This window comes from Kitasatospora sp. NEAU-69 (genome assembly GCF_057158765.1).
This window is the reverse complement of sequence record NZ_JBWXUE010000009.1, coordinates 183,727-204,525: the sequence shown is the minus strand read 5'-3', so window position 1 is coordinate 204,525 and position 20,799 is coordinate 183,727. Positions and strand designations below refer to the sequence as shown.

Below are 20,799 nucleotides of genomic sequence, written 5' to 3'. Positions count from 1 at the left end.
AGCGGGCCCGCTCAGAGCTGGGTCCGCGCGGTGCGGCTCGTGTACAGCCGCCAGAGCGAGCGCCCGGCCCAGAGCAGGCCCGCGTAGCCGGAGACCACCAGGGCCAGCGGCCCGTACGCGCCCAGCGGCAGCTCCTCGAAGCCGAGCAGCTCGCCCAGCGGTGACGCCGGCAGCAGCAGCCCGACCAGCGCCAGCACGCCCGCCGCGCACCAGACCGCGCGCGGCGGGCGCGGCCGGGTGCGGCTCAGCCCGTACAGCACTGGCAGTGCGAGCGCCTGGGTGACCAGGTTCTCGGTGAACCACGCTGTGTGGAACATCGCCTCCGCGTCCGGCACCGAGAATCCGTGCGTCACCCCGCGCATGGTCGCGAACATCGCGAGGTCGGCGGCCGAGTTGAGCAGCCCGAAGACGACCGCGAAGATCGCCAGCGTGCCCCAGCGCAGCTTGACCGGCCGCGCCCCGGCCGGCGCCGCCCGCCCGCTCACCGCGAACGAGAGCTGGGCCGCGTCGAAGAAGAGGTTCTGCAGCAGCACCTGGGCGGGCTGCATCGGCAGGAACGGCAGCATCACACCGCCGACCAGCATCGAGACGGCGTTGCCGAGGTTGCAGGAGAGCGCGATCCGCAGATAGGCACCGACCCGGGTCACCGCGCCCCGGCCGACCGCCACCGCCCGGCCGAGCAGCGCCAGGTCCGGCCCCTCCAGCACCAGGTCGGCCCACTCGCGGACGGCGCCGACCGCACTGCCCGCGCTGATCGGCAGGTCGGCGGCGCGCAGCGCGGGGATGTCGTTGACGCCGTCGCCGAGGAACCCGACGGTCCGGCCGTCCGCCCGCAGCGCCCGCACCACGAGCGCCTTCTGCTCCGGGGTGCAGCGGGCGAAGAGCGCACCGTCGGCGGCCGCGGCGGCGAGCTGCGCCGCACCGAGCGCGGCCAGCTCGTCGCCGAGCAGCACCGGGCCGGGCGGCAGGCCCAGGCCGCGCGCCAGCCGCAGTGCGGTCTGCGGGTGGTCGCCCGTGAGCAGCGTGACGCCGACCCCGGCCTCGGCCAGCACGGCCAGCGCCTCGGCCGCCGAGTCGACCGCCTCGTCCTGCAGCGCCACGAAGCCGAGCAGCGTCATGGCGCACTCGTCGGCCGGGCGGTGCGGCCCGAGCCGGGCCGGGCCCTCGGCGCGGGCCACCGCGAGCAGCCGCAGGCCCTGGTCCGCGCGGTCGGCGACCAGGCGGAGCAGCGCGGCCCGGGTCGCGGTGTCGATCGGCAGCAGGTCCTCGCGCGGGTCGTCGCCCGCGACCCCACCCCGGGCCAGCGTCGTGCAACGGTCCAGGATCGCCTCGGGCGCGCCCTTGAGCACCAGCAGGCGCCGACCGCGCTCGCGCAGCACCGCGCCGGCCCGGCGCCGGACCGGGTCGAACGGGATCGCCGCGAGCACCGCGGGCAGCGGCCCGTCCAGCAGGCCGTCCGCGTCGGCGGCGGTCAGCAGCGCCTCGTCGGCGGGGTCGAGCAGGCCGGGCTCGGCCTCCAGCAGGACGGCCTCGGCGGCCAGCGCCGCCCAGCGCAACGGGCTCGGGTCCGGCTCGCCGAACGGATCGAGCGAACCGGCGACGATCGGCTCGCCGGTGGTCAGCGTGCCGGTCTTGTCGACGCAGAGCACGTCCAGCGCACCGATCTCGCTGACCGCCGGCAGCCGGCGCACCAGCAGGCCATCCGCCGCCAGCTGGTGGCTGCCGCGGGCCAGCACCGCGCTGAGCACCAGCGGCAGCAGCTCCGGGGTCAGGCCGACCGCCGACGCCACCGCGAACGGCAGTAGCCCGCCACTCCAACCGTGCAGCAGGGTGTCCGCGCCGACCGTCGCCGGGACGGCGGCGAGCATGAAGAGGACCAGTGCCAGCACCGCACGGCGCACCCCGCGCTCGACCGCCGAGCGGCCGCGCTCGGGCCGGCCGCCGGGTCCGGCGGGCTGGGTGCGGTGCGCGGCACCGAACCGGGTCGCGGCGCCGGTCGCCAGCACCACGGCGGTCGCGCTGCCGCTGACCACCCGGCTGCCGGCGTGGCAGAGCTGTGGCTGGTCGAACGGTCCGCGCGGTCGCGCCGCCGGGCCCACCGCGCCTGCCGTGCTCGCCGGGCCCGCTGACAGATGGCCGGGCAGATCGCCGGGCAGCCGCTCGACCGGCGTGCTCTCGCCGGTCAGCGCGGACTGGTCCACCAGCAGCCCCTCGGCGCGCAGCAGCCGCAGGTCGGCCGGGACGGCGTCACCGGCGACCAGGCGCACCACGTCGCCCGGCACCAGCTGCTCGACCGGGATCTCCCGGGGCTCCGGCAGCTCGGCGTCGTCGAACCGGCGCAGCACGGTCACGGTGCTCGGCACCAGAGCGCGCAACGCGCGCAGCGCGTGCGCCGTACGCCGCTCGCCGAGGAACCGGAGCAGACAGGCGGTCAGCACCAGGGTGCCGAGTATCGCCGCGCTACCGAAGGAGCCGATCAGCGCGCAGACCATGGCCAGGCCGGCCAGCAGCGCGGCGAACGGGTCGGTCAGCGGGACCAGCACCCGGTGCCGCCAGGCGGGCTCGGGCGGCGGCAGCACGGTGTTCTCGCCGTGCTCGGCCAGCCGCACCTCGGCCTCGGCCTCGGTCAGGCCGCGCGGCGAGGCGGCCAGCGCGCGCAGTGCCTGGAGCCGGGTCAGCGGCTGGAGCGCGAGCTGCGCCCGGAGCTCGTCGGCCTCGACCGGAGCCGTCGCGGCACCGGCGCCTGGCCTGGGCCGGCGCTCGGGGAACGGGAGCAGGCGTGCCCCGTCCTCAGGCACCGCTGCTCCGGAACCTGCGGATCTCGGCGCCACCGGAGAACCGGTCGCCGCCCGGCCCACCCTGACCGCTCACACCGTGACCGCTCACACCGCTCGTACCGTCGGCGCTGCTCGGGTAGCGGCCGGCGCCGGTGTCACCGCTGGAGGTGTCGAGCTTCTCGATCATCAGCCGGACCAGCGTCGCGACCTGCGGGTCGTCAACGCCGTACACCTGGCGGCGTCCCTCGCGGCGGTTGGTGACCATGCCGGCCAGCTTGAGCTTGGCCAGGTGCTGGCTGACCGCCTGGAGCGTGCCGCCGACCCGGTCCGCCAGCGTGCCGACGTCAGCCTCGCCCTGGGTCAGCACCCAGACGATGTGCAACCGCATCGTGGAGGCGAGCAGGCCGAAGGAGGCCGCGGCCTGTTGGAGGAGTGGCGGCGACGGGTCGTCGAGCCTGTTCCAGCCCGTCATCCTTATCGCCTTCTCCCTCGGGTGAGCTTGCGGTACCGGCGCCGCGCGGGGGCTTCACCGCCTGCCCCGCCCCGCGGAGCGGCTCAGTCTAACCGCGTCGCTCACGCGTGTGCAGGGGCATCGGCAGCTCGCCCGATCCAGGCCGGTGGCCTGCGCGCCATCGCGGACGTGCGAGAATTCGGCGGTCCATAGTGCCGTGCCGGTGGGGAGTTCGTGTGATAGGCAGCCAGCGGACCGAGGGGCGTCGCGGAGCCGACCGGCGCCGCAACCTGGAACTGGTCTTCCTGGCCTTCGCCCTCCTGGTCTGCCTCTTCGCGTACATCGCCGCCGACGAGGCGATGAACGACAAGCTCCCGCCGGGCCTGCTGGTCTACGGCGCGATGTTCGCCGCGCTGATCGGCGCCGCGCACCTCGCCGTGCGGCGGTGGGCGCCGTACGCCGACCCGCTGATCCTGCCGTCGGCGGTGCTGCTCACCGGGTTCGGCCTGGTGCTGCTGCACCGGCTCGACGAGTCCTACGCGATCGTGGACAAGGGCAACTACCAGGCCCTGCCGGCCGCCCCGTCGCAGGTGATGTGGATCTTCATCTCGGTCGCGGTCGCCGTCGCGCTGATCGCGCTGGTCAAGCACCACCGGTTCTTCCAGCGATACGTCTACATCCTGATGGTCGGCGCGCTGGTGCTGCTGATGGCGCCCGCGTTCTTCCCCGGCGACGCCGCCAACTTCGGCGCCAAGCGCTGGATCCGGCTGCCCGGCATCACGCTGGAGCCGGACGAGTTCGTCAAGCTCGCGATCTGCATCTTCTTCGCCGGCTACCTGATGGTCAGCCGGGACGCGCTGGCGCTGGTCGGCCGCAAGTTCCTCGGCCTGAGCCTGCCGCGCGGGCGCAACGCCGGGCCGGTGCTGGCGATCTGGGTGATCAGCCTGCTGGTGCTGATCTTCGAGCGCGACCTGGGCACCTCGCTGATCTTCTTCGGCGTCTTCATCGTGATGCTCTACGTCGCCACCGAACGGACCAGCTGGACGGTGCTCGGCCTGATCATGGCGGTCGGCGGCGCGGCGCTGGTCGGCACGCTGGAGCCGCACGTGCACGGCCGCGTCGAGGCGTGGCTGCACCCGCTGGACATCTACAAGCCGCACCACAACGCGGCGCTGATCTCCGACCAGCCGGCCCAGGCGCTGTTCAGCTTCGGCACCGGGCACCTGCTCGGCACCGGCCTCGGGCAGGGCCGGCCGTGGATGGTCGGCTTCGCCGGGCGAAGCGACTTCATCTTCACCACGGTCGGCGAGGAGCTCGGCCTGGCCGGCGTGACGGCGGTGCTGCTGGTCTACGTGCTCTTCATCCAGCGCGGCCTGAAGACCGCGCTGACGCTGACCGACCCGTTCGGCAAGCTGCTCGCGACCGGGCTCTCGGCGTCGATCGCGCTGCAGGTCTTCGTCGTGGTCGGCGGCGTCAGCGGGCTGATCCCGCTGACCGGCAAGGCGCTGCCGTTCCTGGCGGCCGGTGGGTCCTCGACGACCTCGAACTGGCTGCTGGTCGGACTGCTGATCAAGCTGAGCGACGCCGCCGGACGGACCCAGCTGGAGCCCGAGCCGGAACCGTCCGGCACGATCGCGCCGATCCCGCAGCCGGCCGCGGCGGTGCCCGGCCAGGTCGGCGCGGCCGCCGCCGAGGCGCCGGCGTACGGCGCGGCGACGCTGCACGGCAGCGCGACGGGGTCGTCGCGGCAGAGCGACGGGGCGGACGCCGCCGGCCCGAACGGCACGCTGGGCGGGCAGCCGACGGGCGGGCAGACGCTGGGCGGGCCGGGCGGACCCGACGAGGGCGCAGCCCCGGGTACAGGTGCGGGTGCGGGCGAGGCGGCGCCGGGCGTCGGCAACCTGTCGCTGACCGACACCTCGGTGCCCGAGTACCAGTCGGCCACCGAGACCGGGTTCACGGCCGAGCCGGGATACCCCCAGGCTTCGCCCTACCAGCAGCCCTCGCCGTACCAGGAAGGTGCCCCCTACGCCCAGGGCTCGCCGTACGCCCAGGACTCGTCCTACACCCAGGGGGCTCCCTACGGCGGCTCCCCGTACAGCCAGGGCGAGCAGAGCTACGGCGCCGGCCTGCCGTACCAGGCCGGGCAGCCCGGCCACCCCGGCCCGACCGACCAGCAGCAGCAGCAGCAGCAGCAGCAGCAGCAGCAGCAGCAGGGCAACGGCCAGCACTACTGACCCGACACGGCGGCTGAGCCAGCCGATCCGAGCCGATCCCGCGGCCGTCCGGTGGTCCACCGGACGGCCGTCGGCGTACCTCCCCGGCCCCGTCCGACTGCCGCCGTCCCACCCGGTTGGCGGTGTCCCCCGGGTTTGCACGCCGCGCAATACTTGCTAAATTGCGCAACTGTGCAACCGGACTGTTGGACCATCTGTCATATCTGAGCACGAGCCAAGGATCTGAGCAACGAGCCCCGGCCCGCCGGCGACCGCACGGAGACCCTGATGACCGACCCCGAGGCCGGCCCCAGCCTAGGGCCCGCGCCCGCCACGACGCCCGCCGTCACCCACCCGCGGCGGCGCCGTGTCGCGAAGATCGCCGGCCTGACCTGCGCCGCGCTGGTGCTGCTCACCGCCGGCACCGGCGCCTGGTTCTACCAGCGCCTGGGTGGCAACCTGAACGTCTTCGACCGTGCCGGCATCTCCGGCGACCGCCCACCGGCCGGCCCCGCCGACGCCGCCGGCGGCCGCCCCGTGAACGTCCTGCTGCTCGGCTCGGACAGCCGGGCGGCCGGCAACGAGGAGCTGGCCGGCGGCGGCATCGGCCCCGGCAACTCGGACACCGCGATCCTGCTGCACGTCTACGCCGACCACCGGCACGCCGTCGGCGTCTCGATCCCGCGCGACGCACTGGTGGACATCCCGCCCTGCCTGCTGCCGAACGGCAAGTGGACCAGCCCGCAGCACGAGCAGATGTTCAACTCCGCGTTCGGGATCGGCGCGGGCGCCCAGGGCAACCCGGCCTGCTCGCAGAACACCGTGGAGACGCTGACCGGCCTGCGGGTCGACCACACCGTGGTGGTGGACTTCAAGGGCTTCGCCTCGATCACCGACGCGGTCGGCGGCGTCCCGGTCTGCGTGCCGAACGACGTGGACGGCTACGGCATCCACCTGAAGCGCGGCCGGCAGACCGTGGCCGGCCAGCAGGCGCTGGACTACGTGCGGGCCCGGCACGGGATCGGCGACGGCTCGGACATCGGCCGGATGCGCCGTCAGCAGGCCTTCCTCGCGGCCCTGACCAAGAAGGTGCAGGACCAGGGCTTCGACCTCACCACGTTACTCCCGCTCGCCGACGCGGCGACCAGGTCGCTCACCGTCGACGCGGACCTGGGCACACCGATGAAGCTCGTCTCGTTCCTCCAGTCGCTCAGCGGCATCAAGCTCGCCGGCGTCAACTTCGTCACCGCGCCCTGGCGTTACGCCGGCGACCGGGTGGCCCTGATCCACCCCGACGTGGATACCCTGTGGACGCTGCTGCGCCAGGACCGTACCCTCGACGGCCGGAGCACCGGCACGGCGGCCTCGCCGTCCGCAGCCGCCTCACCGGCGGTCCCGCCGAGCGGTGACCTCGGCGCGGCGGTCACCGTGCAGAACAGCACCCGGACGTACGGCCTCTCGCTCAAGGCGGCGCAGCAACTGCGCGCGCTCGGCTACCAGGACGTCAGCGCGGGTGACGGCGCGATCGCCCACGCCGTCACCACGATCAGCTACCCGCCGGGCCGCCAGGCCGACGCCGCGCAGCTCGCGCTCGCCTTTCCCGGTGCGCAGACCCAGCCCGACCAGCAGGGTGAGGGCCTGACGGTGATCCTCGGCGAGGACTACGCGACGGCCGCCGCAGCCGCCGCCTCCCCCTCGGCACCGAGCGCTCCTCCGAGCGGGCTCCCGAGCGGGCTCCCGGGCGGGATCGCGCAGAACACCAGACCCGCCGACGCGGACCCCTGCACCGGCCTGACGTACGGCTCCTGACCACATGTCAAAGCCCGTACTCGACTGATCCGAACCTACGGAAGGAGACCCCGTCGATGCCTTCGGGGGAGCGCGAGACCGCCGCCCGACTGCGGCTGGCCGCCGCGGTGGCCGAGATCGAGGGCCTGCACACCGCCCTGCTGCACACCACCGACCCGGCCCGTCGCCGGCGACTGCTCGCACGGCTCTCCGAGGCCGCCCGCCGGCTGTCCGACCTGGCCCGCCCGAGCACCGCCGTGATCCCGCCGCAGACCCGGCTGGTCTCGGCCCGCCAGCGCCGCCGGGCCGCCTTCGCCCGCGGCGCCCGGTGGCTCAGCCGCGCGACCGATCCGACCGACCAACCCTGACGGCCCGCGCCGGCGCGCGGCGTCAGGGCTGGTCGTACCAGGAGAACGCGGCGATCCGCCAGCCCTCGGAGGTGCGGACGAACTGGATCGTCTGGGTCCCGCCGCCCTCGAACGGCTCACCGTCCAGGACCCCGGACTTGCGGTACTCGCCGAACCGGGAGGCGATGTCACCCACGATGTCGGTGCGCTCGGACGTCTCCCACTCGCTGAACTCGACCAGCCGGCCCTCGCTCAGCACCTGCTCACGCGGCGCGATGAACTCCTCCACGGTGTAGCTGGTGAACTGCGGGCCGGTCAGCACGATCACACCGCCCGGCAGCATCAGCCGCCGGATCCGGCCCACGTCGGCGGTCTTGCCGCCCCGGTTGTCGAAGGCGCCGAAGAAGTCGGCGGTCAACGCGTCTATCTCGCTCTTGGACATGGCGGGACAGTAACAGCGGCCTGATCGGGCGGGGGCTGCGGCGGACCCGGCCGTGCCGTGGGCGCCGAAGGCAGCCCATACGAGTGAATCCCGGCGAGGCGCCCTTGGTGCGCACCTGTCCATACTCTACGATCTGCGGCAGAGGCCGGGGCGTTTGCGCAGGTCAGGGCCCGGATTCCGGTGATGATCCATCAGGATTCAAAGTAGGGCGGGTGGGACTCGAACCCACGACCCAGGGATTATGAGTCCCCTGCTCTAACCGGCTGAGCTACCGCCCCGACTCGCCGCGTTGGACTTCCGGCCACCACCGTGGCCCTCCACCGCAGCACAGACGGCCCTGCTGGGCCGCCTCGGGCAGCATATCCGGTCGATCAGCCGTGGTGCGCGCCGGGGGGCGCACCACGAGTGCGCTCCCCGGGCCCTCCGCAGGTGGCGGCGGCCCGGGCGGGGGCGCGGGGGCTGGGTGGCGAGGCTGGGTGGCGGGGCGCTTTCGGCTGGGTGAGGCTGGGCCGAGGAGCGACGGAGGGAGCGGCATGGCAGCGCGCAGGCTGGCACTCGGGCTGGCGGTCGCCCTGGTGGTCCCGGCGGCCGTGGCGGGCTGCGGCTCCGGTGACGGCAAGTCGGCCGGGGCGCTCTGGCTGACCCCCTCGCCCGGTGCGAGCTCGTCCGCCGCGTCGAGTGCCGCCGCCGCGTCCGGTTCGCCCCTCTCGCACGTGTGGAACCGGGAGCGGTTCCTGAAGGCCTTCGACCGGCACCGGGACACCACCAGAACGGCCCCGCCGACCCCGCTCAACGGGCTGGTCGGCGCACTGTTCACGAACAGCGCCTCGGGCGACCACTTCTGCACGGCCAGCGTGGTGGACAGCGCGGGCCGGAACCTGATCGTCACCGCCGCGCACTGCGTCTACGACCCGGGCGTCGGGCAGCGCGGCGACCTGGTCTTCGTGCCCGGCTACCGCGGTGGTGAGACGCCGAACGGGGTGTGGCCGCTGGCCGCGATCACCGTGGACCAGAGCTGGGCGAGCAGCGGGAACCCGGATCTGGACGTGGCCTTCGCGGTCGTCCAGCCGCAGGGCGGCAAGCAGGTGCAGCAGGTGATCGGCGCGAACAAGCTCGGCATCAACCGGGGCTTCGAGCTGCCGGTGAAGCTGACCGGCTACCCGAGCAGCGCCGACGTGCCGATCACCTGCATGAACCAGACCACCCGGCAGAGCGCCACCCAGCTGCGGATCGACTGCCCGGACTACACCGGCGGCACCAGCGGCAGCCCGTGGGTGACCGACTTCGACCCGCAGACCCACACCGGGACCGTGGTCGGCGTGATCGGCGGCTACCAGCAGGGCGGCAACAGCGCGAACACGTCGTACACCAGCTACTTCGGCAATGCCGTGGCGGCGCTGTTCAACCGCGCGGCCGGCTGAGCCGGTCGCCACCGGGCCGTGAACACCGGCCCACGAATACCGGTCGGGTCTGGCGTCGAACCGTCCTGGCCTGGTAGATCTTGGTTCCGACGACCGGCGCGGCCCGCGCCGGACACGACCGAGAGGCGGCGCCGGATGGCCGGGCGGGGGCACCTTCGACGCTTCGCCGTGCCGGCGGGCGTCGTGGCGGCGCTGCTCGCGGCGACCGGCTGCGGGGGCGGACACCACCCGGCGAGGAGCGCGATGATCGCGCCGGCCGACGCCGCCGCCGACCGGATCGGCGTGCTCTGGCAGCCCGACGAGGGCGGCGCCCGGGGCTGCACGGCCAGTGTGGTGGACAGCCCGCAGCGCAACCTGCTGGTGACCGCCGCGCACTGCGTCTACCAGTCCGGCACCGGAGCGGTCGGCGGCCTGGCGTTCCAGCCGGGCTACCGGAACGGCAACGCGCCGCACGGAAGCTGGGCGGTGAACCAGATCACCGTGGACCCGCACTGGCGGGACGGCGCCGATCCGGAGTACGACGTGGCCTTCCTCACCGTCAGCCCGCAGAGCGGGGAGCAGATCGAGGACGCGGTGGGCGGCGGCAACGTGCTCGGCCTGAACCGCGGCTTCGACCTGGCCGTCACGGTCACCGGCTACCCGTTCGACCACGAGGAGCCGATCACCTGCTCGACCCGGACGCTGGCGCAGAGCTCCACCCAGGAACGGTTCGACTGCGGGGGCTTCACCGACGGCACCAGCGGCAGCCCGTGGCTGGTCGGGGTCGACCCGGTCACCGGGACCGGCACCGTGGTCGGCGTGATCGGCGGCTACCAGGCGGGCGGGGACACGCCGGACATCTCCTACAGCGTCAGCTTCGACGACCGGGTCGCCGCGCTGTACGACCAGGCGACCGCCTGAGCACTGGTCATCCGCTCGTTGGTCATCCACTCGTTCACGGCCGGCGCGTGCCCGGCCGGAAACGGCGAACGCCCCCCGGTGGACCGGAGGGCGTTCGACTGCTGAGCTCCCCCAATTGGACTCGAACCAATAACCTGCCGATTAACAGTCGGCTGCTCTGCCAATTGAGCTATGGGGGATCATCCGGACAAGCCGTGCACACCGGCCGAGACCGGGGCACTGCTTGAGCTCCCGCAATTGGACTCGAACCAATAACCTGCCGATTAACAGTCGGCTGCTCTGCCAATTGAGCTATGCGGGATTGAGTTGTCCGCTTCGGCGACACTGTGTGGCGCTTGCTGCGGGACATACATTAGCGCATCCAGGGGGGTGGTCCGCCAATCGCTTTCGCCGGGCGATCTCGGCCCCGGCCCCGAACCGCCTGCTGAGCCCGCTTCCGCCTCCCCCGCGCACCCCCTCGGGCGAGCTCCCGCGCCGCTCCTGCGCCGTCCCCGCGCCCCCGCGGAACCCCCGCCGCGCCCCTGCCGCGCCCCCGCCGGGCGCGTCCGGCGGGCGGCCGGGCGCGCGGCCGGGGATGCTGGGGAACGTGCCGAACGGTTCGCCGACGGCCGGGACGGGTAGGGCATCGCGGCAGAGCGCCACGAGAGAGGGTGGAGACCGAAAGATGTGGAAGCTGACGTTCGTCGTGGGGGCGGCCACCGGGTACGTCCTGGGGGCCCGGGCCGGCCGCGAGCGCTACGAGCAGATCGCGGCGGCCGCGCAGCGGTTCGCGCAGAGCCCCAAGGTCCAGGACGCCACCCAACGGGCCCGGGAGAGCGCGGGCTCGGCCGCCGGCAAGGCGGTCGGCGCGGTCACCGACCGGGTCGGTGACCGGCTGCCGAACGCGCTCACCGACCGGGTGCCGTACTTCAACCGGCCACGTGACGCGGACGACAGCTGGGGCACGGTGCGCCGCTAGCGCCCGTCGTCACCTCCGGCCTGCGGGCCGGAGCTGTACCGAGTGGGCAACACTTGGCCGGTGCGACACCGGCAGTGCCCCCGGCAGTGCCCCGGCTGCGGCATGATCTCCCCATGGCCATCGTCGCAGGCATCGACAGCTCGACCCTCCGCACCAGGATCGTCGCGTGCGACGCGGACACCGGCGCCGTGCTGCGCTCGGGCAAGGCCCAGCACCCGGCCTCCGAGGCGTCCCAGGCGCGCGCCACCGAGGCCGATCCGCAGTCCTGGCTGCACTCGCTCGGCGAGGCGGCCACCGGCGGCCTGCTGGAGAGCGTCCGGGCGATCGGCGTGTCCGCGCAGCAGCACAGCATGATCGGACTGGACGCCGGCGGTGTGCTGGTCCGCCCCGCACTGCTCTGGACCGACCCGCGCTCCTCCGGTGCGGCCGCCTCGCTGGTGGACGCGCTGGGCGGCCCGGCCGCCTGGATCGAGGCGATCGGTTCGGTGCCCGCCGCCAACTACACGATCGCCAAGCTGCGCTGGCTCGCCGAGTTCGAGCCGGCCAACGCCCGCCGGATCGCCGAGGTGCTGCTGCCGCACGACTGGCTGGTCTGGCAGTTGCTGGGCCACCCGCAGCGGCGCACCACCGACCGGGGCGACGCCTCCGGCACCGGCTACTGGTCGCCGATCACCGGGGAGTACCGCCAGGACCTGGTCGAACTCGCGCTCGGCCACGAGCTGCTGCGACTGCCCGAGGTGCTCGGCCCCGCCGAGCCCGCCGGGCACACCCCCGAGGGCCTGCTGATCTCGGCCGGCACCGGCGAGAACATGGCCGCCGCGCTCGGCCTGGGGCTGCGTCCGGGCGACGCGGTGGTCTCGCTCGGCGCGAACGGCACCATCTTCGCCGTGCACGAGCAGCCGGTGGTCGATCCGAGCGGCACGGTCTCCTCGTTCGCCGACGCGACCGGCCACCACCTGCCGATGGTCGGCACGCTGAACGCCGCTCAGGTGCTGCGCGCCACCGCCCAGTTGCTCGGGCGCGATCTGGAAGGCCTCAGCGAGCTGGCCCTGCAGTCCTCGCCGGGCTCGTACGGGCTGGTGCTGCTGCCCTACCTGGACGGCGAGCGCACGCCCAGACTGCCGCACGCGGCGGGCACCCTGACCGGGCTGCGGGCCGACGCGATGCGGGCCGAGCACCTGGCCAGGGCGGCCGTCGAGGGCATGCTGTGCAACATCGCGGACGCGCTGGACGCGATGCGGGCCAGGGGCGTCGCGGTGCGCCGGGTGGTGCTGCTCGGCGCGGTCGGGCGGCTCGCGGCGGTGCGCGAGATCGCGCCGATGGTCTTCGGCTGCCCGGTGGTGATACCGCCGCCCGGTGACCACGCGGCGCGCGGCGCGGCCCGTCAGGCGGCCTGGGCGCTGGCCGGCACGCCCGAGCCGCCGCAGTGGGAACTGCCCGACGCGGTCGTGCTGGAGGCCGACCCCGACATGCCATACGGCAACGCAATTCGGCAGCAATACGGCGCGGTTCGTGACCAGGTCCACCCTGAGATCGCTGAGAGGGCCTAGCTTGGGAGGATCGGTTCCCGATCGAAGGGCATTCCCGGCATGGCGCTGCACCACGGCAACGGCGGAGAACACCGACTGAGCGTCAATCCGCTGTTGGGCGAGGCGGATCCCATCGGGGCGATGCGGATGGCACCGCCGAAACACCGGCTGCACCACGTCCCGATCCCGCCGCGCACGGCTTACCAGTTGATCCACGACGAGCTGATGCTGGACGGCAACGCCAGGCTCAACCTCGCCACCTTCGTCACCACCCAGATGGAGCCCGAGGCCGACCGGCTGATGGCCGAGTGCTCCGACAAGAACATGATCGACAAGGACGAGTACCCGCAGACCGCCGAGCTGGAGAAGCGCTGCGTCTCGATCCTCGCCGACCTGTGGCACGCGCCGGACCCGGAGCAGGCGGTGGGCTGCTCCACCACCGGTTCCAGCGAGGCCTGCATGCTGGCCGGCCTCGCCCTGAAGCGCCGCTGGATGCGCAAGAACCAGGCCCGCTACGACGCCGGGGCCAAGCCCAACCTCATCATGGGCGTGAACGTCCAGGTCTGCTGGGAGAAGTTCGCGAACTTCTGGGAGGTGGAGATGCGCCTCGTCCCGATGGACGGCGAGCGCTACCACCTGGGCGCCGCCGAGGCGGTGGCGCTCTGCGACGAGAACACCATCGGCATCGTCGGCGTGCTGGGCTCCACCTTCGACGGCTCCTACGAGCCGATCGAGGAGATCTGCGCCGCGCTGGACGAGTTGCAGCGCAGCACCGGCCTGGACATCCCGGTCCACGTGGACGGCGCCTCGGGTGCCATGGTGGCACCGTTCCTCGACCCCGATCTGGTCTGGGACTTCCGGCTGCCGCGGGTCGCCTCGATCAACACCAGCGGGCACAAGTTCGGCCTGGTCTACCCGGGCGTCGGCTGGGCACTCTGGCGCGACCGCGAGGCGCTGCCGGAGGAGCTGGTCTTCAAGGTCAACTACCTGGGCGGCGACATGCCGACCTTCGCGCTGAACTTCTCCCGGCCCGGCGCCGAAGTGGTCGCGCAGTACTACAACTTCCTGCGACTGGGCCGCGAGGGCTACCGCGCCGTGCAGCAGTCCTGCCGCCACGTCGCCCAGCACATGGCCCTCGGCATCGAGAAGCTGGGCGCCTTCCGCCTGCTCACCCGGGGCGACGAACTGCCGGTCTTCGCCTTCACGGTGGCCGACGGGATCACCCACTTCGACGTCTTCGACGTCTCGCGGCGGCTGCGCGAGCGCGGCTGGCAGGTGCCCGCCTACACCTTCCCGGAGAACCGGACCGACCTGTCGGTGCTGCGGGTGGTCTGCCGCAACGGCTTCACGATCGACCTCGCCGACATACTGCTTGCGGACCTGGCCCGGATCCTGCCCGAGCTCCAGCTGCAGTCGGCGCCGCTGCAGGACCGTGGCATCGAACCGGAGAGCGCCTTCCACCACTGATCCACGGAAGATGAAGAGGGCATCCAACACCATCGACTGACGGTACGTCAACAGGTGGTGCGAGAACTGGTGCTGAACAGATGACTGATCCTCCGAGTTATCACGCTATGCGTGGGCACACTGACGTTGAGTCAGGAGGAGGGATCCCTTGCGCATCCTGCGACGCCAGAAAACCTCGCACCACCTGCGGCCCCCTCGGCCACCGCGCCCGCAGCGCCCGTCCCGCCCGTCGGCCCCGGCCCGCGCGCCACGCCCGCCACGCGCCACCGGCTCGTTCCAGCGCTCGCGACGCGCCGGCGGCGTCGCGCTGATGGCCTGTGCCGCACTGATCACCGCGAGTTGCGTGCAGGCCTCCGGCACGCCGCCGCACGGCTCGGCCGCGATGGCGTCGTCCGCCACGAAGGTGACCGTCAACGACCCGGCGCAGTACGTGAACCCGTTCATCGGGACCGAGCACGGCCCGTTCGACGACGGCAACGGCGGCGAGGCCGGCACCACGTTCCCCGGCGCGACCGCGCCACTGGGTATGGTCCAGTGGAGCCCGGACACCGTGGACTACCAGCCGGGCGGCTACAACCACGACGACAACCGGATCCGCGGCTTCAGCCTGACCCACATATCCGGCGCGGGCTGCGGTGCCTACCTGGACATCCCGTTCATGCCGGCACTCGGCTCCGGCCCGGTCGACTACTCGAGCTTCTCGCACGCGAACGAGACGGCCTCGCCGGGCCGTTACACGGTCACCTTCGACAACGGGCTGACCACCGACCTGGCCGCCACCCAGCGCACGGGCATCGCCCGGTTCGGCTATCCGGCCGGGCAGGGCGCCACGCTCAGCGTGGACGCGGGCTCGGCGGCCTACGGCGCCACCGGCAGCATCAGCATCGGCGGCAGCACGATCTCCGGCTACACCGACAGCGGTGGCTTCTGCGGGGCCGGCAACCACTACCGGATCTACTTCACGGCCGTCTTCGACCACGCGTTCACCGGTACGACCGGCAGCACCGGCTCGCGCGCGGTGGTCTCCTTCGACACCTCCTCGAACCGCACGGTGACCGCGCGCGTCGGCATCTCGTTCACCAGCGCGGCCGGCGCGGTGGCCAACCTCCAGGCCGAACAGGGTTCCGAGAGCTTCGACCAGATCGCGGCCGGCTCCCGCGCCACCTGGGACGGCATGCTGGGCCGGATCGCCGTCGCCGGCGGCAGCGCGCAGGACACCGGGACGTTCTACACCGCGCTCTACCACTCGCTGCTGCACCCCAGCGTGCTGAGCGACGTGAACGGGCAGTACGCCGGTTTCGACGGGCAGATCCACTCGGTGGCGGCCGGCCATGCCCAGTACGCCGACTTCTCCGGCTGGGACATCTACCGCTCACAGGCCCAGTTGCTCGCACTGCTCGCACCGCAACAGGCCTCGGACGTCGCCCAGTCGATCGTCAACCAGGGTGAACAGGGCGGCTACCTGGACCGCTGGACGCTGGCCAACGGCGGCACCGGCGTGATGATCGGCGACCCGATGCCGATCATCGCCGCCGACCTCTACGCCTTCGGGGCAACCGACTTCGACGCCCAGGGGCTGCTCTCGCTCGCCCTGGACGGCACCACCAAGGACAACGAACGCAGCGGGAACGAGAGTTACGACGCCGAGGGATTCGTCCCGCTCGGCAACGAGCCGTGGCCGGCCTCGGAGACCCTGGAGTACGCGAGCGCCGACTTCGCGATCTCACAACTCGCGCTCCGTCTGGGCGACTCCACGGTGCACGACACCTACCTGCACCGCGCGCAGAACTGGCGCAACGTGTTCAACATCGACAGCCGCTACATCCAGCCGCGTTTCGCCGACCACAGCTGGCAGCCGTTCTACCCGAGTTGGCCGAACGGCTTCGTCGAGGGCGACAGCTCGCAGTACACCTGGATGGTCCCGCAGAACCCGCGCGGCCTCTTCGACGCCATCGGCGGCAACGCGGCGGTGGTCAGCCGGCTGGACGCCTACTTCGGTCAGCTCAACGCCGGCCCCGAGGCGCCCAACGCCTACCTGGGCAACGAGCCTTCGCTCGCCGACCCGTGGCTCTACGACTACGCGGGCCGCCCGGACCGCACCCAGGCCGTGGTCCGCCAGGCGCTGACCACGCTCTTCTCCGACACCCCGAGCGGCGAGCCCGGCAACGACGACCTCGGCGAGATGTCCTCCTGGGCCGTCTGGGCGGCGCTCGGGATGTACCCGCAGGTGCCGGGCCGAGCCGAACTCGTCCTGTCCAGCCCGCTCTTCCCGGCAGTGACGATCACCCGCGGCAACGGAGTGGTGATCGACATCAGCGCCCCCGGTGCCTCGGACGGCACTCCGTACGTCACCGGTCTGAAGGTCAACGGCACGGCCTCGCAGCAGCCGTGGCTCGGCGAGGGCTTCGTCGGCTCCGGCGGGACCCTGGAGTACACGCTGAGCGGCAGCCCGGCGCCGTGGGGCTCGGCGGCGGCCGACGCGCCACCGTCCTTCGACGTCGGCCCGGCCACCCCGGTCACCGGGACGGTCACCGGGACCGGCGGCGTGTGCATGGACGTCGACCACAGCCAGACCTACAACGGCACCCCGGTGCAGGCCTGGTACTGCAACGGCACCGCCGCCCAGCAGTGGACGCTCGCCTCGGACGGTACGGTCCAGGCGCTCGGCCACTGCCTGGACCTCAACCAGAGCGGCAGCGGCAACGGCACGGCGGTGCAGTTGGTGACCTGCGACGGCACCGGCGCGCAGCAGTGGTGGCCGCGGCCGGACGGCACGCTGGTCAACCCACCGTCCGGACGCTGCCTCGACCTGCCCTACGACGGCGCCCCGGTCGGCACCCAGCTACGGCTCTGGGACTGCACCGGCAGCGCCACCCAGCGCTGGACCGTTCCCTAGGATCCATCGGGCCACCGTTCGTCGGGCTACGGTCCGTCGGGCTGCAGCCCGTCCGCCGCTCCCCCGTGCCAGCTGGACCAGAGCGCCGCGTACGCGCCGCCGTCGGCCACCAGCTGGTCGTGCGGGCCGAGTTCGACCAGGTGGCCGTCCGCCAGGACGGCCACCTGGTCCGCGTCGTGGGCGGTGTGCAGGCGGTGGGCGATGGCGATCACGGTGCGGCCGGACAGCACGGCGGCCAGGGCGCGTTCGGCGTGCCGGGCGGTGGCGGGGGCGAGCAGCGCGGTCGCCTCGTCCAGGATCACCGTGTGCGGGTCGGCCAACAGCACGCGGGCCAGCGCGAGTTGCTGGGCCTGGGCACCGTCGGGGCGGTATCCGGCGGGGCCCAGCTCGGTGTCCAGCCCGGCCGACGGCCCGTCGGACCCCTCCGCCCCGTCGGCCCAGTCGGCGCCGACGGCGGCCAGCGCCTGGGTGAGCTCGGCGTCGGTGGCGTTCGGTGCGGCGATCAGCAGGTTCTCCCGGACCGTGCCGAGGAAGACGTGCTGCTCCTGGGTCACCAGCACCACCTGGCGGCGCAGCTGATCCGGGTCCAGCTCGGCGATCGGCACACCGCCGACCGTCACCGAGCCGCTGCGCGGGGCCTCGACACCGGCCAGCAGCCGGCCCAGCGTCGATTTGCCCGCGCCGGACGGGCCGACCAGCGCGAGCCGCTCGCCGGGGCGGACCGTCAGGCTGACCCGGTGCAGCACGTCGGGCGCGCCGGCGCCGTCGTAGGCGAAGCTGACGTCGGCCACCTCGATCCGGTCGTCGGCCGGAACGCCCGCACGCCGGTCGGCGCTTGCGTCGGCATCGGTGTCGGCCAGGCCCACGTCGGTCTGGGCCAGGCCCGCCACCCGGGCGAACGCGGCCATACTGCTCTGGAGCCCCTCGACGCGGAACATCACCGCCTCCATCGGCCCGTCCAGCTGGCGCAGGTACAGCGCCACCGAGACCACCGCGCCCAGGCTCACCGAGCCGCGCGCGTGCAGCAGGCCGCCGAGCAGCAGCACGCCGACCACCGGCAGTGCGTAGCAGGTGTCCACGATCGGGAAGAGCACGTTGCGCAGGAAGAGGGTGCGCAGCCGGGCCGTCCTGGCGGTGTCGAGCACCCGGCCGCTGACCGCCAGGCGCTGCCGCTGGAGCCCGAGCGCCTCGACGGTGCGGGCGCCGCCGGCGGTCGCGGCGAGCATCTCGGCGAGCGCCGAGTTGCTCGCGCCCTCGGCGAGGTAGGCGGCGGGCGCGCGGCGCAGGTACCAGCGGGTGGCGAGCGTGATGCCGAACAGGCCGAGCAGCCCGCAGGCGCCGAGCCGGGGGTCGACGGCGAGCGCGGCGGCCAGGATGAACAGTGCCTGCACCAGCGCGATCAGCACGTCGGGGCCCAGGTCGCGCAGCGTCGCCGCGACGGCGTCCACATCGGCGGTGCCGCGGGTGGTCAGGTCACCGGTGCCGGCCCGCTCGACGGTCGCGGCGGGCAGCGCGAGTGCCCGGTCGAGGAACTGCTCGCGGATCCGGGCGGCCGTCCGCTCGCCGAAGCGGTGGGCCAGCAGGCGGGCGAACCGGGAGAGCAGCAGCTGGACGAGCGTGCAGCCGAGCAGGGCGAGCGCGAGCCGGTCCACCGGGCCGGTGCCGCCGTGCGCCTTGACGGAGTCGATGATCCGGCCGAGCAGCCACGGACCGGCCAGGCCGGTCGCCGCGGCGAGCGCGCTGAGCAGCAGCACGGCGGCGAACGCCCAACCGTCCAGCCGGACCAGGCGCAGTGCGGCCCGGCGGGTGACGGGCGGGGTGGCTATCGGGAGGTGACGGTTCATCGGAGCACCCCACTCTCGGACGACGTACTCCCGGACGACATACGGTCTGTCGGCTCGCCGGCGCCGCGGGCGACCAGGGCGCGATAGGCCGGTTCGGTGCGCAGCAGTTCGCGGTGCGTGCCGGCGACCGCCGGCTCGCCGTCCACCAGGAAGTACACGGTGTCCGCCCGCTCCAGCAGCAGCGGGGAGGTGCTGGTCACCAGCGTGGTGCGGCCGCCCCGGGCCGCGCGCAGCCGTTCGGCCAGCGCGGCCTCGGTGTGCGCGTCGAGCGCCGAGGTGGGCTCGACCGCCAGCAGCACCTCGGGCTCGGCCAGCAACGCCCGGGCCAGCCGCAGTCGCTGGCGCTGACCGCCGGACAGGTTGCGGCCCTGCGCCTCGATCAGCGTGTCCAGCCCGTCCGGCAGGCCGGTCAGCACGTCCTGCGCGACGGCCGCGTGCACGGCCCGCGCGATCGCCGGCTCGTCCGGCTCGCCGCGCCCGGCGAGCAGTTCGCGCAGCGGTCCGGCGAACAGGTCGGCCTCGTTGTCGGCGACCAGGATCCGCTCGCGCACGCGGGCCGCCGAGATCTCGCCGAGCCGGACCCCGCCCCAGCTCGCCGCCGACTCGGCGAACCGGCCGAGCCGCTCCACCACCGCCGCCGCGTCCGCCGGGCGGGCGGCGACGAGCGCGGTGAAGCTGCCCGGCACCAGCCGCACGCCCGTCTCCGGGTCGTCCAGCACCGCCGGTCCGGCCGGCGCCGGCGCGCTGCCCGCCGCCGACTCGGGTTCGAGCCCGAGGAACCGCACCACCCGGGCGGCCGCGACCAGCCCGCGGCTGATGTCGTAACCGCCCTCGATCAGCGCCGAGACCGGCACCACCAGCACCGCGACGTAGCCGTAGACGGCGACCAGCTGGCCCACCGTGATCTGCCCCTGAGCGGCCATCCGGGCCGCCGGCCAGGTGACCGCGGCCAGGAAGAGCGCCGGCAGGCCGATCCCGAGCGCCTGGATCCAGCTGGTCACCGTGCCGACCCGGTAGCCCTGCGCCCGCAGTTCCTGCGACTCGCGCCGGTAGCGGTCGGCGAACAGCTCCTTGCCGCCCAGGCCGTTCAGCACCCGCAGTCCGCCGACCAGGTCCGCCAGCCGGGCGGCCAGCGCGCCCTGCCGGCCGCGGTAGACGGTCTCGGCCCCGATCAGGCGGCCGAGCAGCGGGCCGACCAGCAACGCGAGCAGCGGCACGCCGACCAGGGCCAGCACGGCCAGCAGCGCCGAGATGCGCAGCAGCAGCGCGGCCACCACCAGGTAGGCCAGCACCGCGCCGACGCCGGGGCCGGTGGGGGTCAGCGCCATGCCGATGGTCCGGACGTCGGAGATGCCGATCGTGACCACTTCGCCCGCGGTGACCCGGCGGGGCAGCGTGGCGCCGAGCCGGACGGCCTGGCGGACCACCGCGTCGACCGTGCGCAGCAGCGCGTCGGTGCGCACCAGCGTCATGGTGCGGTGGCGCAGACCGGCCAGCAGGGCGTTGAGCACGCCGACGCCGAGCAGCGCGGCCGTCCAGCCGAACAGCGCGCGGGTGTCGCCGGGTTGCAGGCCCTGGTCGATCGCCCGGGAGAGCAGGTACGGCGGCAGCGTGAGACAGACCATCCACAGGCTGCCGAGCAGCCCGCCGGCCGCGACCCGGCCGCGCTGGCTGGTGATCAGCCACCACAGGTAGCGCCGGGCGCTGCGAGTGTCCGGGGCCGGCGGCGCCGGCGTCGGCGTCGGCGTCGGCGGACGCGGCAC

General features: G+C 73.6%; 13 protein-coding genes, 3 tRNA genes and 1 pseudogene. 9 read left to right on the top strand and 8 right to left on the bottom strand.

Annotated features, from left to right (window positions below):
• Positions 1 to 11: 11 nt before the first annotated feature.
• Positions 12 to 2,798 (bottom strand): HAD-IC family P-type ATPase, encoded by a 2,787-nt coding sequence (locus AC060L_RS13285; protein WP_483798880.1) that lies wholly within the window; start codon positions 2,796 to 2,798, stop codon positions 12 to 14.
• Positions 2,799 to 2,922: 124 nt separating this feature from the next.
• A pseudogene (locus tag AC060L_RS13280) lies at positions 2,923 to 3,249 on the bottom strand (ArsR/SmtB family transcription factor); the annotation flags it as partial.
• A gap of 215 nt (positions 3,250 to 3,464) precedes the next feature.
• Here AC060L_RS13280 and AC060L_RS13275 point away from each other — a divergent pair.
• The 3 genes from AC060L_RS13275 (at position 3,465) to AC060L_RS13265 (ending at position 7,600) form a co-directional block, all read left to right on the top strand.
• Positions 3,465 to 5,465, top strand: coding sequence for an FtsW/RodA/SpoVE family cell cycle protein (locus AC060L_RS13275; protein ID WP_483798879.1), 2,001 nt, complete (start codon positions 3,465 to 3,467; stop codon positions 5,463 to 5,465).
• A 267-nt stretch (positions 5,466 to 5,732) separates the two neighbouring features.
• Positions 5,733 to 7,253 (top strand): LCP family protein, encoded by a 1,521-nt coding sequence (locus AC060L_RS13270; RefSeq protein ID WP_483798878.1) that lies wholly within the window; start codon positions 5,733 to 5,735, stop codon positions 7,251 to 7,253.
• Between the two features lie 56 nt (positions 7,254 to 7,309).
• Entirely contained in the window at positions 7,310 to 7,600 is a 291-nt protein-coding gene (locus AC060L_RS13265) for a hypothetical protein (RefSeq protein ID WP_483798877.1), read from the top strand.
• 22 nt (positions 7,601 to 7,622) lie between these two features.
• Here the strand turns inward: AC060L_RS13265 and AC060L_RS13260 are convergent, their stop codons facing one another.
• Both AC060L_RS13260 and AC060L_RS13255 read right to left on the bottom strand, forming a co-directional pair.
• Positions 7,623 to 8,021, bottom strand: a complete 399-nt coding sequence (locus AC060L_RS13260) for a Cif family virulence factor (protein WP_483798876.1) — start codon at positions 8,019 to 8,021, stop codon at positions 7,623 to 7,625.
• Positions 8,022 to 8,225: 204 nt separating this feature from the next.
• Positions 8,226 to 8,299: transfer RNA gene (locus AC060L_RS13255), tRNA-Ile, on the bottom strand.
• A gap of 255 nt (positions 8,300 to 8,554) precedes the next feature.
• Between AC060L_RS13255 and AC060L_RS13250 the strand changes: the two genes are divergently transcribed.
• Positions 8,555 to 9,442, top strand: coding sequence for a trypsin-like serine peptidase (locus AC060L_RS13250; protein ID WP_483798875.1), 888 nt, complete (start codon positions 8,555 to 8,557; stop codon positions 9,440 to 9,442).
• A 135-nt stretch (positions 9,443 to 9,577) separates the two neighbouring features.
• Positions 9,578 to 10,342: a trypsin-like serine peptidase gene (locus AC060L_RS13245; protein ID WP_483798874.1), complete on the top strand. Its 765-nt coding sequence runs from the start codon at positions 9,578 to 9,580 to the stop codon at positions 10,340 to 10,342.
• Between the two features lie 106 nt (positions 10,343 to 10,448).
• Here the strand turns inward: AC060L_RS13245 and AC060L_RS13240 are convergent.
• Together AC060L_RS13240 and AC060L_RS13235 are read right to left on the bottom strand one after the other, a co-directional pair.
• Positions 10,449 to 10,521 (bottom strand) — tRNA-Asn (locus AC060L_RS13240).
• A gap of 49 nt (positions 10,522 to 10,570) precedes the next feature.
• Positions 10,571 to 10,643, bottom strand: a tRNA-Asn gene (locus AC060L_RS13235).
• Between the two features lie 363 nt (positions 10,644 to 11,006).
• Here AC060L_RS13235 and AC060L_RS13230 point away from each other — a divergent pair.
• From AC060L_RS13230 to AC060L_RS13215, 4 genes are all read left to right on the top strand, one after another.
• Positions 11,007 to 11,300, top strand: coding sequence for a hypothetical protein (locus AC060L_RS13230; RefSeq protein WP_483798873.1), 294 nt, complete (start codon positions 11,007 to 11,009; stop codon positions 11,298 to 11,300).
• Between the two features lie 113 nt (positions 11,301 to 11,413).
• Positions 11,414 to 12,850: an FGGY family carbohydrate kinase gene (locus AC060L_RS13225; protein ID WP_483798872.1), complete on the top strand. Its 1,437-nt coding sequence runs from the start codon at positions 11,414 to 11,416 to the stop codon at positions 12,848 to 12,850.
• 39 nt (positions 12,851 to 12,889) lie between these two features.
• Positions 12,890 to 14,296 carry a glutamate decarboxylase gene (gad, locus tag AC060L_RS13220; RefSeq protein WP_483798871.1) on the top strand — a complete coding sequence of 469 codons (1,407 nt, stop codon included), beginning with the start codon at positions 12,890 to 12,892 and terminating at the stop codon, positions 14,294 to 14,296.
• A 148-nt stretch (positions 14,297 to 14,444) separates the two neighbouring features.
• A complete protein-coding gene (locus tag AC060L_RS13215; RefSeq protein ID WP_483798870.1) occupies positions 14,445 to 17,192 on the top strand; it encodes a GH92 family glycosyl hydrolase in 2,748 nt (915 codons plus the stop codon).
• A gap of 26 nt (positions 17,193 to 17,218) precedes the next feature.
• On the opposite strand, the gene AC060L_RS13210 is transcribed toward AC060L_RS13215, so the two are convergent.
• Positions 17,219 to 19,036 carry an ABC transporter ATP-binding protein gene (locus AC060L_RS13210; RefSeq protein ID WP_483798869.1) on the bottom strand — a complete coding sequence of 606 codons (1,818 nt, stop codon included), beginning with the start codon at positions 19,034 to 19,036 and terminating at the stop codon, positions 17,219 to 17,221.
• On the bottom strand, positions 19,033 to 20,799 hold the full coding sequence (locus AC060L_RS13205) for an ABC transporter transmembrane domain-containing protein (RefSeq protein ID WP_483798938.1): 1,767 nt from the start codon (positions 20,797 to 20,799) through the stop codon (positions 19,033 to 19,035). Before AC060L_RS13205 ends, AC060L_RS13210 begins: the two co-directional genes overlap by 4 nt.